Origin of the sequence: Pseudomonas sp. UBA5666 (assembly GCF_002420785.1) — a bacterium.
Classification (GTDB): Bacteria; Pseudomonadota; Gammaproteobacteria; order Pseudomonadales; family Pseudomonadaceae; genus Aquipseudomonas; species Aquipseudomonas fulva.
Map to the genome: position 1 here is coordinate 21,746 of NZ_DIIQ01000013.1, position 13,918 is coordinate 35,663.

Here is a 13,918-nt window from a genome sequence, read left to right on the forward strand (position 1 = left end):
TGTACCTGTCGCCTCCTTGCCGACGACAGTGCTGCTTCAGTCTGGCTGCGCCAGCCCCACCTTCAGCAGCTCGCCATCCTTGTCATCGGTCAACACGTACAGGTAACCGTCTGGTCCTACCCGAACATCACGAATGCGCGCTTTCAAATCGCCCAGCAGGCGTTCTTCGTGTACCACCTTGTCGCCCTCGAGCTGCAGGCGGATCAGCTCCTGCGTGGCCAACGCGCCGATGAACAGGTTGTGATCCCACGCCGTGAACACGGGGCTGTCATAAAATGCCATGCCACTAACCCCGGGCGACTTTTCCCACACGTGGTTCGGATCGACCATGCCATCGACATGTTTACCCTTGGCCTCCGGAATGGGCAGCATCGAATAGTTGATGCCGTGGGTTGCGATGGGCCAACCGTAGTTCTTGCCCGGCTTCGGGATATTGATTTCGTCACCACCGCGGGGACCGTGTTCGTTAGTCCACAAAGCGCCAGTCCAAGGATTCAACGCAGCACCCTGCTGGTTACGGTGACCAAACGACCAGATTTCCGGCCGCACGTTTTTCTGGCCATAGAACGGATTGTCCTTGGGTACTTCGCCGTCTGGCAGGATGCGCACCACCTTGCCTTGCAGCTTGTCCAGATCCTGAGCCGTCGAGCGCTGATTGTTCTCGCCCAGGGCGATGAACAGGTACCCGTTGCGGTCGAACACCAGGCGCGACCCGAAATGGTTACCCACCGACAGTTTGGGTTGCTGACGGAAGATGACGGTGAAGTTTTCCAGCCGGGCACGATCGGTCGACAGCTGGCCGCGGCCCACAGCGGTCCCCGCCTTGCCGTCGCTGCCCTCCTCGGCATAGGACAGGTAGACCGTGCGATCCTTGGCGAACTCGGGCGACAAGGCCACATCCAGCAAGCCGCCTTGGCCCTCGGCCCAGACTTTAGGCACGCCATTGATGGCCGGGCCGACCTTGCCTTCGGCGTTGATGACGCGCAGGTTGCCTGGGCGTTCGGTGACCAGCATGTCCTGGCCGCCAGGCAGGAACGCCAGCGCCCACGGCGTACGCAGACCATTGGCCACGGTATCGACGGTAAGGGTGCCCTCTTCACTTTTGAACGTCTGCTGGGCAGCGGCATTGGCCAACAGAGGCGATAACGCGGCAGCGGCCAGGGTAACCAGCCAGGTTGCTCGAGACATGCGAAGTTCCTTTGACATATACAGGGTACTGGAGTCAGGGCGCGCGCGGGTTATCCCGCGGGGGCCGCACAGGCTCCAGATTGGGCGTTTGCTGCTGACGGCGCAGGTTTTCACCGTTGCCGATGCCGCGGTTCTCTACCGTCGGGGTGCGCGGTATGGGCTGGGTAGACGGACCGCGCACAGGCGGCGTCGCCGGGACGCTGCCCTGGCGGCTGTTGGGATTGGCACGCTGTACGGGGCTGTTGTAGGGGTTGTTGCCATTGGCGGCAACGTGCAGCCACGGCTGCGCGGTCGCATGGGTAGGTAGCCAGACGGCCATGCCTACTACCAACAACGGTATCGTCAGTTTCATGCTTCACCTCCGTACGAAAACGCCTGGCCTGGTGGCTTTGATAGCCTACGGCGCAAAGGGTTCGAGTCAAAAGGCTTGGCGACGCTACAGGTGATTCACGATGTTTCAGCCAGCGCCCACTGATCGGGGCGCCGGTGTGGGTTAGGCCGTGCGCAACGGCCTCAGTAGGCCAGGCTCCAGGTCAGTGTGTAGGTCCTGCCTCGACCTTGATAATCGTAGAGGTAGGCAGGCCCATAGGTGGGCGCGTAGAACAGCGTCGCGCGCTGGCCCCATACGGTGCTGTACTGCTTGTCCAGTAGGTTCTGGACACCTGCGCTGAAGGTGCCGTAATCGGTCTCCTGGCTGCCCAGCAGATCGAGCGTGGTGTAGCCATCGATCTTGTGCTGGGCGTCGTCCTTCAAGCTGAAAGCGCGATTGGCCTGCAGCCGCGCACTGCGCCCGTCATCCGTCCAGCCAATGAAAGCGGTGGCTTTGGACAAGGAGGCATAACGCGCATCGCGCTTGCGCCACCCGCCGCCGTCTGCCTCTTCCTCGGAACGGGTGAGGTGCAGCGTGCCGCCGGCTTCCCAACCTTGGTCGAAGTGGCGCGTGAGTGCCCCCTCGAAGCCAAAGTCGCGACTCTTCTGGTCTTCGACGTCAATGGTGAGGGTTTGCGAATCCACATTGATGATCTTGTCCGACCAGATGTAGTACAGCGCAGCTTGAGCGTCCCACTGCACGTCGGCATAGCGCCAGCCCACTTCCACCTGGCGGCTCTTGATCCCAGCCAGCGGGTTGTCCCCGACACTGAGGCCGGGCTTGCCGTAGTACTTGGCCGGATCGGGCAAGTCAAAGCCTTCACCGTAGTTGGTCCACAGCTGATGGCCGTTCTTGAAGTCGTAGATCGCCCCCAGGTTGTAGAGATTGACCTGGTAGTCGTTACTGCCGCCCGGAACGCCCTTGAAGTCACCCACCTCCACATCCATCTGCTGGCGCCGGGCGCCGCCGGAAAACGTCAGGTTGTCGGTGGCGCGCCATTCGAGCTGGCCATACAGCGAGACCCCATCGACGACATAACTGGGGTAGCGCGCAGCCTTGCTGGCCTTGTCCAGGTCCAGCCCGCCACTTTCGGAGGACACCCGCGCATCGAACACGGTTTGGTCAGCGTTGAAACGTTCGCGGTCAATGTCCACGCCATAGGTGAACTTCAGCGTGTCCCACTGCTTGGCGAACAACCCTTTGAGGCTGGTGACCTCGAAGTTCTGCTGCGAGGCTGCAAAATACACCCCGCGCGAGCCGGTGGGTGTCCCTCGGTTGTAGTAAGGGAAAGGGTAGAAGTTGTTGTTTTCCTTGCGGTAGGAAGCCTGCAGGTAGAAATCCTGGCCCAGCACATCATTGTGGTGGTAATTGGCGTTGAGCAGCAGGCGCCGGGTGCGTGGGTTCAGGTCAGACGAGTACCCACTGCGCAATTGGGCCTCTTCCAGGTCGGAGGGGCCGTTGTAATTGAGGTTGGGAAACCAGATGCCGGTGCTGCCATGGTTGCCGGAATCGTAGTACTGGGCCAGCAGGTCAAGGCTCTGTTGCTCATCGAACTGCATGCCCAGGCTACCAAGCAGGTCCAGCGTGCGGTTGTATTGCAGGTCGGTCTGGGTATTGTCGATGAAGATCTGATCGCCTGCCCCATCGTAGAACGCCTCGTTCTGCTCGCCGGACACACCAAGACGGGCGGTGAAGCGCTCGTTGCCACCGCTGGCCGACTGGGCAAAGCGGGTCGCCAGATCATCGCTGTTGTTGAAGCCGCTGCTGGCGCCGAGCTGGGTTTCGAAATGCGCAGGGCCCGCCTCGCCCTTTTTGGTCACGATATTGATGATGCCCCCGGTCGCACCGCCTCCGTAGATGGCGCTGGCGCCGGACAGTACTTCGACCCGCTGGACGTTGAACGGCGAGATACTGTCGAACTGGCGCGACAGGCCTCGCGAGCTGTTCTGGCTGACGCCATCGATCATCACCAGCACGCTGCGCCCACGCATGTTCTGCCCGTAATTGGTGCGTCCCTCCGGCGCCAGGTCAAGGCCAGGCACCAGTTTGCCGATGGCTTCCTTGAGGCTTACGCCACTGTCGATCTGCTCGCGAAGCTGCTGCTGATCGACCACCCACACGGTGCCTGGGATCTCGCTGATGGCGGTGCTGGTACGCGAGGCCACGCTCACTTCGATCGGCTTGAGGTTGATGGCTTCCAGGGTGGAATCGCGCTTGCGCAGCGTCACCGTGCGCGCATCGGTGAACTGCCAGCTCAAGCCGCTGCCTTCGAGCAACCGCTGCAAGGCGTGTTCGACACTGTAGGCGCCCTGCAAGGTCGGGCTCTGCAGACCCGCCACATCAGCCGTGGTGTACAGCAAATGCAGGCCGGCCTGATCGGCAAAGCGCGTCAACGCCTGGTCCAGCGGCTGCGCCGGGACGTTCAGCTGAACCTGCGCGGTCTGCACCTGCCCTTGCTGTGTCGCCGCAGCGACATGAGCAGGCAGCGTGCCGGCCAACACGGCCAACGCGCCGCACGACATCAATACAGGTGGCAGAAAACGGCAGCGGCTATTCGAGGGCTTGGGCATGAGAGGCACGAGAAAAGCTTCCAGGCAAGTCGTGAATGGGAATGGTTTGCGGCTTAGCCCCACTACGACGATCCAGCTCACAAGAACTTGCAGTACCGATGGAAAATTTTTCGGGTGAGTCTCGAAACGGCCGCTGCGAGGATCAATACACCACTGCGAGCCACGGCAAGTAGGAGACTTTCAGGCCATATCGCTGCTCCAGGGTGCGCAGCATGGCTTGCGGTTCGTCCAGGTCGAACACGCCACTGACCTCAAGACCCGCCAGCTGTTGGTCGGACAACACGATGCGCCCAAGGCGGTAGCGCTCAAGCTCAGCGAGCACCTGCCCCAGAGGCTTGCCATTGAAGATCAACTTGCCCCGTTGCCAGGCCAGCTGCGCCTCGGCATCGGGCGCCACGCTCAAGGGTTGGGCGCCCTGCCGAGCAGCCCCCTGGCCAAGCACCACATGCCCGTCGCGCCGCACGCTGAACCTCGCGCCGGTGCCGTCTACCGGCAGCCCTGTCGTTTCGACCACGAAAGGACGGGCATCGGCGGACGTCTCGAACAGCGCTTCGCCAGCCACGACCACCACCCGACGTTCGTGCGCGTCGAATTCCAGCTTTATGGCACTGGCGCTGTTGAGGGTGACACGGGTGCCATCGGGCAAGGTGAGCATGCGCCGCTCGCCGGTGCTGGTGTGATAGTCGGACAACCACACAGGTGCCTGCTGCCACGCCATCCAACTGCCCAGCATCAACGCCATGCACGCGGCAACGCCTGCCTTCTGCAGCCATCCCCGGCAGTGCCGCAGCGCCTGGCCGATGTATTTGGCCACCATGCTTTCGGACACGCCGAGCCTTTGCGCGACCTGCCTTTGCGTCAACCCTTCCACGCGGTTGAGCAAGAGCGCCTGACGCGCTTTGGGGGGCAGTTGCAGCAGGGCCTGGTCAAGAATCATCAGGCGCTCGCTCGCCAGCAGCGCCGCCTCCGGTGCCGGCGCGCCACAGGCCACGTGTGCCATGCCCTCGCTGTCGTCGTGGCACGCGGCGAGGCGCTGATCACGACGCAGGGCATCGATCGCAATGTTTCCCGCCACGCGAAAAATGAAGCGGCGCGGGTGCAGCACCGGCACGCCGTGCGCATCGATCTGCGCAAGCCTCAGGTAAGTTTCGTGGGCAACGTCCGCAGCGCGCTGGCGGTCACGCATGCGCCGTGTCAGAAACTGCAACAAGTCGTCATAGTGTTCCTGGAAACTTGCCAGCAGGCCCGGCACGTGAGACGTCAGCATGGTTAGGCAACTACACAGTAAGAGAAATTGTCGGGCGTTAATGAGAAACAGTATCTTTCATCTTCACCGACACTTTCAACGCTGCCGAGCATTTGCCACACTGCCGGACGATTCTTCCCAAGGCCTGCCCCATGACCCTACGCCCTTTGCGCCTCACCCGTCTGCTCACTGTCCTGCTGATGTCGGCGACCTTGAGCGCGTGCGCGCTGTTGCAACCCCGGGATCCGGTTTCGATCAGCGTAATCGGCCTGGAACCCTTGCCTGGACAGGACTTGGAAGTGCGCATGGCGGTAAAGCTGCGGGTACAAAACCCCAATGAAACACCGATCGAGTACAACGGTATTGCAGTGAACCTGGAGGTCAACGGCCAGCCCTTGGCAGCGGGCGTCAGCGACCAGGGCGGACAGATTGGCCGGTATGGCGAGGCTGTGGTCCAAGTGCCGGTGAGCATCACCGCGTTTGCGTTTCTGCGCCAGGCGTATGGGCTAGGCAAGTTGAACACGCTGCAAGGTCTGCCCTATACGCTGCGCGGCAAACTGGCCAGCGGCCCCTTCGGCACGGTGCGGTTCAGTGACAAAGGCACGCTGGACCTGCCCAAGGGCAGCGAGTGGTAGGGCGACACGTGCAGGGCTTAGCGAGCAGCGCTGGCAGCGGCCATCAGCTTGTTGACTTCGCTGCGCACCATGCTGGCGTATTCAGGGGGCGTCATGGTGTCCAGCTCATTGCGCACCCATTCGGCCCATTTGCCCTTGCGCCGAGGTTTTTCAGCGATCAGCCGGGCCGCCTCGCCCTTGGCCTTACCCAGGTTTGCTTGCCACATCTCGAACAGCCGGGCTTTCTCGGCCTCGATCTGTGCCCGTTCCTCGTAGCTCATGTTGGCCAGATTGAAACTCATGGATCACCTGCCTGATGGAAATGACCGGTATCTTACACCAAGGCGCCAGCGCCCACTGCGAGGCAACTTTTCTGGCGCACGAGTATCCATTGTTCTAACGACCCGTCCAGGAGGAGCATGGCATGGCCCGTAAAAATGCCGCAGTACCCGACAGCGACCAGATCAAGGACCAGGTATTCAGCGAGCTACAGGCGCTGATCGAGGAATCCGAGCGGTTGCTCAACGACAGCGCCGCGCTGGTGGGCGAAGAAGCCGAAACCCTGCGCACCCAGATCAGCCTCAAGCTACGTCAGGCCCGCGAAGCCGCCGGTAACCTGCGTGACAAGGCAAAGCCCATGGTCGCGGCCACCCAGGATTACATTGGCGGCCACCCTTGGCAGACCGTGGCTCTTTCAGCGGGCGTCGGCCTGGTGGTGGGCCTGCTGCTGGGTCGACGCGACTGACACCCACCCTGCCGCCTGCTGAGCTCAGGCGGCCTGTGCCAGCGGTATGCCGCTGTGAAAACGCAGCTCTTGATCCGCTGAGGCGATGAGTTCCGCTTCTGCGGCGCGTACCAGTTCAACCCGACGCGCGATGTCCGCCTCATCGCCATAGTGATGCGCCAACTTGAGGTAGCCCTGATAGTGGCGCGCTTCACTTTTGAGCAGGCCGTGATAGAAACGGCCCAGCTCTTCATCCAGGTGCGGCGCCAGGGCCGCAAAACGTTCGCAGCTGCGTGCCTCGATGAATGCCCCGACCACCAGCGTATCCACCAACTTGACCGGCTCGTGGGCGCGCACCAGACGACGCAGGCCCGAGGCGTAGCGACCGGCCGACACAGGGCGCAGCGGTACGCCTCGACGCTTCATCAGCCGCAAGACCTGCTCGTGATGAACCAGCTCTTCGCGCGCCAGGCGCGACATCATGTTGATCAGGTCAAGATGGGTGTTGTACTTGGCGATCAGGCTCAATGCCGTGCTGGCCGCCTTGAACTCGCAATTCTTGTGATCGATCAGCAGCGTTTCCTGATCGGCCAGCGCCGCCTCGATCCAGGCATCGGGTGTGGGGCAGCCCAGGAAGGCGTCGATTTCAGGGATCAGGGACATAAGCGATACGACCATACGGAGACAGGCAGGGGCGGCGATTATAGCGGCGGCAGCCAGCGGCGTCAGTGGCTATGCTTGATGTGCATCAAGCGTCAGCGCAACGCGCGCGGCCTATAGTCTGGCACCGCCTGCCCACCTTCCAGGGAGTACACGCCCATGCAAGCCGTTCGCAGCATTCTCGTCGTCCTCGACCCCGAGCACGCCCACAGCCGGGCGCTGACGCGCGCCAAGCTGATCGCCAGCGTCACGGGCGCACGCCTGCACTTGTTGATGTGTGACAAGCGGCACGATCACAGTGCGCTGTTGAGCCTGCTGGGCAACCAGTTGCAGGAAGACGGTTTTGACCACGTCACCCACGAAGCGGCGTGGCGAGACAACCTGCATGACACCATCATCCACGTGCAGCAGCGCGAAGGCTGCGAGTTGGTGATCAAGGAGCATCGTCCCGACAATCCACTGAAGAGGGCTTTGCTCACCCCTGGCGACTGGAAGCTGCTGCGCGCTTGCCCGTGCGCGGTGCTGATGGTCAAGAGCGAGCGACCATGGACGGGCGGCAATGTTCTGGCAGCGGTGGATGTGGGCAACCAGGACGAGGATCACCAGCGCCTGCATGCCAGCATCGTCGACCATGGCTACGAGATTGCCAGGCTGGCCAAGGGGGCGCTGCATGTGATCAGTGCCCACCCTTCGCCCATGCTGTCGGCTGCCGACCCTGTCTATCAGCTGAGCGACACCATCGAACAGCGTTATCGCCAGGCGTGCGCTGCTTTCCAGGCACAGTACGGTATCACCGACGAGTGCTTGCACGTGGCCGAAGGCCCGGCCGATGTGCTGATTCCCCATACCGAAAAACAGCTGGATGCGGTGGTGACGGTGATCGGTACCGTGTGCCGCACAGGGCTTACCGGCGCATTGATCGGCAATACTTCCGAGGTGGTACTCGATGCGTTGGAGGGGGATGTACTGGTATTGAAGAGTGAAGAGGCGATAGCGCATCTGGTGGGTTCGGCGCGGGGGTGAACCGTATGCAGTCCCTGTTGTGCCGTCTCGACCCTCAAATCGCGCTTGCGAGGTGAGGGTCAAGAGGGTATCTACACGGGGACCTCGCTAGCTGCCAGAGGCGGCGTCAGAGAGCTGTATATGCTAACTGCAACGGCAGCCAACACCTTTCAGCCCAGCGCCTCCTTCACCTTGGGATCCAACCCCTCCCCCGCATTATTGGCCTCGATCCATTCTCCCAACTGCCGGCGCATGGCCGGCGTCCAGAAGTTGTGTAGATGCTGGCGAACGCCCTGCACAGCCAGGTCCCGATTCGGCTCGCTGTCGAAGTAATGGGCAATCTGGTTGGCCATCTTCACCAAACTGTCCTGGCTCATTGGCGCACCTCGGCTTTCTCGGCGGTTCGGCGTTCCTGCAACAGCCGACGCTGCTCGTCGCTGAAGTCCTGGTAGCGCTTCTGCCACTGGGATGGCTGGAACACCTTGACCACCTCCACTGCCGTGACCTTGTATTCCGGGCAGTTGGTCGCCCAGTCCGAGTTGTCCGTGGTGATCACGTTCGCACCCGACTCCGGGAAGTGGAAGGTGGTGTAGACGACACCTGGCGCCACGCGGCTGCTGACCTTGGCGCGCAGCACGGTCTGCCCGGCACGGCTGCCGATACCGACCCAGTCACCGTCCTGGATGCCACGGCTTTCGGCATCGGTCGGATGGATCTCGAGGCGATCGGCATCGTGCCAGGCGACGTTGCCTGTGCGCCGGGTCTGGGCGCCGACGTTATACTGGCTGAGGATGCGCCCGGTGGTCAGCAGCAGCGGATAGCGGCTGTTGACCTTCTCGTCGGTCGGTACGTACCCGGTCAGCATGAACCGCCCCTTGCCCCTGACGAACTGGTCGATGTGCATGGTAGGAGTACCATCGGGCGCTGCATCGTTGCACGGCCACTGCAGGCTGCCGTGGCGCTCGATTTCGGCATAGCTCACCCGGCGGAAGGTCGGCGTCAGGCGCGCGATCTCATCCATGATCTCGGAGGGGTGCCGGTAGTTCATCGGGTAGCCCAGCGCATTGGCCAATGCCACGGTCGCCTCCCAGTCGGCCTTGCCCGCCAGTGGCTCCATGACCTTGCGAACCCGGGAGATCCGGCGCTCGGCGTTGGTGAACGTGCCGTCCTTTTCCAGGAACGAACTGCCCGGCAGGAACACATGGGCAAACTTGGCGGTTTCGTTGAGGAAAATGTCCTGCACCACCACGCACTCCATGGCCAGCAGGGCGGCGGTGACGTGCTGGGTATTCGGATCGCTCTGGGCGATATCCTCGCCTTGGCAGTACAAGGCCTTGAAGCTGCCATCGAGGGCTGCTTCGAACATGTTGGGGATGCGCAGCCCCGGATCAGGGTGCAGCGTCACACCCCATGCCTGCTCGAACTCGGCCCGTACACCTTCGTTGGAAATGTGCCGGTAACCCGGCAGCTCGTGAGGGAACGAGCCCATGTCACAGGAACCCTGGACGTTGTTCTGGCCGCGCAGCGGGTTGACCCCTACCCCTTCACGCCCGATGTTGCCGGTGGCCATGGCCAGGTTGGCAATGCCCATCACCGCAGTGCTGCCCTGGCTGTGCTCGGTCACGCCCAAGCCATAGTAGATGGCCGCGTTGCCGCCAGTGGCATACAGCCGGGCCGCGGCGCGTATCTGTTGCGCTGCAACGCCACACACCTCGCCCAGCACTTCAGGGGCATTTTCCGGCAGGCTGACGAAGTCGCGCCAGCGGGCGAATTCTGCGGTTTCGCAGCGCTCGTCGATAAAGCGCTGGGCCAGTAGTCCCTCAGTCACGATCACGTGGGCCAAGGCGTTGAGCATGGCCACGTTGGTGCCGGGACGAAGTTGCAGGTGCAGCTCGGCCCGGGCATGGGGCGAGTCCACCAGGTCGATGCGGCGAGGGTCGATCACGATCAGGCGTGCGCCTTCACGCAGGCGGCGCTTGAGCTGTGAGCCGAACACCGGGTGCGCATCGGTCGGGTTGGCGCCAATGACCAGCACCACATCGGCCTTCATCACCGAATCGAAGCTCTGGGTACCCGCCGACTCGCCCAGTGTCTGTTTCAGGCCGTAGCCGGTGGGGGAATGGCAGACTCGCGCGCAGGTGTCGACGTTGTTGTTGCCGAAGGCCGTGCGCACCAGTTTCTGAACCAGATAGGCCTCCTCGTTGGTGCAGCGACTGGAGGTGATACCGCCGATGGAGTCCCGGCCATACTTGAGCTGAATACGGCGCAACTCGCTGGCGGCATAGGCCACCGCCTCGTCCCAGCTCACCTCCTGCCACGGATCTTCCAGGCGCTTGCGAATCATGGGCTTGGTGATGCGGTCCGGGTGCGTGGCGTAGCCCCAGGCAAAGCGGCCTTTGACACAGGCATGGCCGTGGTTGGCCCCGCCGTTCTTGTCCGGGACCATGCGCACCAGTTGGTCGCCCTTCATTTCGGCACGGAACGAGCAGCCAACGCCGCAATAGGCGCAGGTGGTGATCACCGCACGTTCCGGCTGGCCCAGTTGCACCAGGCTTTTCTCGGTCAGCGTCGCGGTCGGACAGGCCTGCACGCAGGCGCCGCAAGACACGCACTCGGAGGTCAGGAAATTGTCGCCGCCGGCCGCCGCTACCCGGGATTCGAAGCCGCGCCCGGTGATGGTCAAGGCAAAGGTGCCCTGGATATCTTCGCAGGCACGCACGCATCGGCTGCAGACGATGCACTTGCTGGGTTCGTAGTCGAAGTACGGGTTGGAAATGTCCTTCCTTTCGGTCAGATGGTTCGCACCGTCATAGCCGTAGCGCACCTCGCGCAGCCCCACCTGCCCCGCCACGGTCTGCAGTTCGCAGTTACCGTTGGCCGAACAGGTCAGGCAATCGAGGGGGTGGTCGGAAATGTAGAGTTCCATCACGTTACGGCGCAGGCCCGCCAGGCGCGGCGTTTCGGTGCGCACGACCATGCCTTCGGTGACCGGCGTGGTGCAGGAGGCCGGGTAACCGCGCATGCCCTCGATTTCCACCATGCACATGCGGCAGGAGCCGAAGGCTTCGAGGCTGTCGGTGGCGCACAGCTTCGGGATGGTCGTGCCGAGCATGGCTGCCGCACGCATCACCGACGTGCCAGCCGGAACGCTGATCGCGCGGCCGTCGATGTTCAGGCTGACCTGCACCTCGCTGTCGCGGGCGGGGGTGCCCAGGTCAGTTTGCGGATCGAAGATATGGATCATTGCGCGGCCTCCGCTTGGGTCAGCCCGAAATCGGCAGGGAAATACTTGAGGGCGCTGGCGACTGGGTAAGCGGTCATGCCGCCCATGGCGCACAGCGAGCCGTATTGCATGGTGTCGCACAAATCGCGAAGCAGCAGTGCATGATCATGGCGCTCGGTGATGTCATCACTGGCGATCAGCCGGTCCACCACTTCCATGCCACGGGTCGAGCCGATACGGCACGGGGTGCACTTGCCGCAGGACTCCTCGGCACAGAACTGCAAGGCGAAGCGGGCCATGCTGGCCATGTTCAAGGTGTCGTCGGCAACCACCACGCCGCCGTGGCCGAGCATGGCGCCCACGGCCGCGAAGGCCTCGTAGTCCAGCGGTGTGTCGAAATGGCTGGGAGGTACCCAGGCGCCCAACGGCCCACCCACCTGTGCGGCCTTCAGCGGCCGGCCACTGGCCGTGCCACCGCCGTAGTCCTCCACCAGTTCACGCAGCGTTAAGCCGAAGGCACGTTCCACCAGGCCGCCATGGCGAACATTGCCCGCCAACTGGAACGGCATGGTGCCCAGCGAGCGGCCCATGCCGAAATCGCGGTAGAACGGCGCTCCCTTGGCCAGGATGATAGGCACCGAGGCCAGGGTCAGCACGTTGTGCACCAAGGTCGGCAGGCCGAACAGGCCTTCGAGCGCCGGGAGCGGCGGCTTGGCGCGGACGATGCCGCGCTTGCCTTCGATGGATTCGAGTAGCGCGGTTTCTTCACCGCAGATGTAGGCACCTGCGCCCACGCGCACTTCCAGGTCGAACGCCTTGCCGCTACCGGCCACATTGGTGCCCAGGTAGCCCGCCTGGCGTGCGATGACGAATGCCTGATCAAGTGTGCGGATGGCGTCGGGGTATTCCGAGCGCACGTAGATGTAGCCCTTGTCGGCACCCACCGCGAGGCCCGCGATGATCATGCCCTCGATCAACAGGTACGGGTCGCCTTCCATCAGCATGCGGTCGGCAAACGTGCCGGAGTCGCCTTCGTCGGCGTTGCACACCACATACTTTTGGGCAGGCTTGGCGTCGCGCACGGTGCGCCACTTGATGCCGGCAGGAAACGCAGCCCCGCCACGACCACGCAGGCCGGAATCGAGCACGGCAGCCACCACCTCGGCGCCGTCCAGGGCAACGGCCGCTTCCAGCCCGGCAAAGCCGCCATGGGCGCGGTAATCATCCAAGGACAAGGGTCGGGTGATGCCGGCGCGCGCGAACAGCAGGCGCTGCTGGGTCTTGAGATAAGGCATGTCTTCGACAGCCCCCAGCGCCAGCCGGTGGTCTGCCTCTGCACCGATCATGGCATCCAGCAGGCCGGGCACGTCCTGTGGCGTCACCGGCCCGAAACCCTGGCGCCCCTGCTCACTGTCGCACTCAAGCAGCGGTTCGAGCCAATAAAGCCCACGAGAACTGGTGCGCCGAATGTCCAACTGCACATTGCGCCGCTCGGCCTCGCGCTGCAACGCCTCGACCACTTGGTCTGCGCCGACGGCACGGGCCACCGAATCACCGGGTACATGGACCTTCAGCATGTGGCGCCCTCCTGGCAACCCTTGACCAACTCGCGTAGCCGCTCGGGCGTGAGCCGGGCGTGCACCTGACCGTCCAGCTCAAGGGCCGGCGAACAGGCACAGGCGCCCAGGCAATAGACCGGGCGCAGGCTGATGGCACCGTCGGCGCTGGTGCCATGGTCATCGAGCGCCAACTGCTCGCGCAGCTGTGCGGCCAGGGCCTCGGCGCCACGGCTCTGGCACGACTCGGCCCGGCACAGGCGCAGGGTGTGCCGGGCAGGCGCAGCGGTACGGAAATCATGGTAGAAGCTGATGACGCCCTGGACCTCGGCCCGGCTCAGGTTGAGTGCATGGGCGATCTCACCGATGGCGGCATCGGGAATGTAGCCGACGGCATGCTGAATGGCGTGCAGGATCGGTAGCAGCGCACCAGGCGTTTGCTGGTGATCGGCCACGATACGTTGGACAGCGGGCAGGTTGAACATTTGATCAGGCATACAGCGGACCTCGGCATCACGGCCCGCCCCTGTTGTTGTATTGGCGGGTTCCGGCGTGTTCTGCTGCGGCGCATCAGCCACGTCACGGTGGCGTGGTGCTGACGGCCTCCTTGCCATCGACCGTGCGTCTGCGCGCGGGTCCGACGGCATCCTGCAAGCATGGCACTTGCAGCGCCAGAAGGTTGCGCGCGAACGACCAGGCACATTCTGAAACCGACGTCCGGTTCTTTCACTTACGGTGCGATCGTCGGACGGCGCAGCACAGGGC

The 13,918-nt window shown here is 63.2% G+C and carries 13 protein-coding genes; 3 read left to right on the plus strand and 10 right to left on the minus strand.

What is annotated here, in order from left to right:
• Window positions 1–36 precede the first annotated feature (36 nt).
• From B2Y33_RS07415 to B2Y33_RS07430, 4 genes are all read right to left on the minus strand, one after another.
• Complete coding sequence (locus B2Y33_RS07415) at window positions 37–1,188, minus strand: PQQ-dependent sugar dehydrogenase (protein WP_027914992.1); 1,152 nt, start codon at window positions 1,186–1,188, stop codon at window positions 37–39.
• 34 nt (window positions 1,189–1,222) lie between these two features.
• Window positions 1,223–1,540 (minus strand): hypothetical protein, encoded by a 318-nt coding sequence (locus tag B2Y33_RS07420; RefSeq protein ID WP_027914993.1) that lies wholly within the window; start codon window positions 1,538–1,540, stop codon window positions 1,223–1,225.
• Between the two features lie 161 nt (window positions 1,541–1,701).
• On the minus strand, window positions 1,702–4,128 hold the full coding sequence (locus tag B2Y33_RS07425; RefSeq protein WP_288632814.1) for a TonB-dependent receptor: 2,427 nt from the start codon (window positions 4,126–4,128) through the stop codon (window positions 1,702–1,704).
• 142 nt (window positions 4,129–4,270) lie between these two features.
• Window positions 4,271–5,395: a sigma-70 family RNA polymerase sigma factor gene (locus B2Y33_RS07430; RefSeq protein WP_028687305.1), complete on the minus strand. Its 1,125-nt coding sequence runs from the start codon at window positions 5,393–5,395 to the stop codon at window positions 4,271–4,273.
• A gap of 131 nt (window positions 5,396–5,526) precedes the next feature.
• Between B2Y33_RS07430 and B2Y33_RS07435 the strand changes: the two genes are divergently transcribed.
• The gene (locus B2Y33_RS07435) at window positions 5,527–6,009 is read left to right on the plus strand and encodes an LEA type 2 family protein (RefSeq protein WP_027914996.1); all 483 of its coding nucleotides are present in this window, start codon (window positions 5,527–5,529) and stop codon (window positions 6,007–6,009) included.
• A gap of 17 nt (window positions 6,010–6,026) precedes the next feature.
• Here B2Y33_RS07435 and B2Y33_RS07440 read toward each other — a convergent pair whose 3' ends face one another.
• A complete protein-coding gene (locus B2Y33_RS07440; RefSeq protein ID WP_027914997.1) occupies window positions 6,027–6,290 on the minus strand; it encodes a hypothetical protein in 264 nt (87 codons plus the stop codon).
• A gap of 122 nt (window positions 6,291–6,412) precedes the next feature.
• On the opposite strand from B2Y33_RS07440, the gene B2Y33_RS07445 reads away from it, so the two are divergent.
• Window positions 6,413–6,733: a DUF883 family protein gene (locus tag B2Y33_RS07445; RefSeq protein WP_027914998.1), complete on the plus strand. Its 321-nt coding sequence runs from the start codon at window positions 6,413–6,415 to the stop codon at window positions 6,731–6,733.
• 24 nt (window positions 6,734–6,757) lie between these two features.
• On the opposite strand, the gene B2Y33_RS07450 is transcribed toward B2Y33_RS07445, so the two are convergent.
• Window positions 6,758–7,375 (minus strand): tRNA-(ms[2]io[6]A)-hydroxylase, encoded by a 618-nt coding sequence (locus tag B2Y33_RS07450; protein WP_027914999.1) that lies wholly within the window; start codon window positions 7,373–7,375, stop codon window positions 6,758–6,760.
• 156 nt (window positions 7,376–7,531) lie between these two features.
• Between B2Y33_RS07450 and B2Y33_RS07455 the strand changes: the two genes are divergently transcribed.
• Window positions 7,532–8,395 (plus strand): universal stress protein, encoded by an 864-nt coding sequence (locus B2Y33_RS07455; protein WP_028687307.1) that lies wholly within the window; start codon window positions 7,532–7,534, stop codon window positions 8,393–8,395.
• A 149-nt stretch (window positions 8,396–8,544) separates the two neighbouring features.
• Here the strand turns inward: B2Y33_RS07455 and B2Y33_RS07460 are convergent, their stop codons facing one another.
• Genes B2Y33_RS07460 through B2Y33_RS07475 form a run of 4 tightly spaced genes read right to left on the minus strand, consistent with a single transcriptional unit; the run spans window position 8,545 to window position 13,650 of the window.
• On the minus strand, window positions 8,545–8,751 hold the full coding sequence (locus B2Y33_RS07460) for a formate dehydrogenase subunit delta (RefSeq protein WP_049696289.1): 207 nt from the start codon (window positions 8,749–8,751) through the stop codon (window positions 8,545–8,547).
• On the minus strand, window positions 8,748–11,618 hold the full coding sequence (gene fdhF / locus B2Y33_RS07465; protein WP_049696290.1) for a formate dehydrogenase subunit alpha: 2,871 nt from the start codon (window positions 11,616–11,618) through the stop codon (window positions 8,748–8,750). The genes B2Y33_RS07460 and fdhF overlap by 4 nt, the downstream gene beginning before the upstream one ends.
• Complete coding sequence (locus B2Y33_RS07470) at window positions 11,615–13,174, minus strand: formate dehydrogenase beta subunit (protein WP_027915003.1); 1,560 nt, start codon at window positions 13,172–13,174, stop codon at window positions 11,615–11,617. Before B2Y33_RS07470 ends, fdhF begins: the two co-directional genes overlap by 4 nt.
• Window positions 13,168–13,650: a formate dehydrogenase subunit gamma gene (locus B2Y33_RS07475; RefSeq protein ID WP_027915004.1), complete on the minus strand. Its 483-nt coding sequence runs from the start codon at window positions 13,648–13,650 to the stop codon at window positions 13,168–13,170. Before B2Y33_RS07475 ends, B2Y33_RS07470 begins: the two co-directional genes overlap by 7 nt.
• Window positions 13,651–13,918 lie beyond the last annotated feature (268 nt).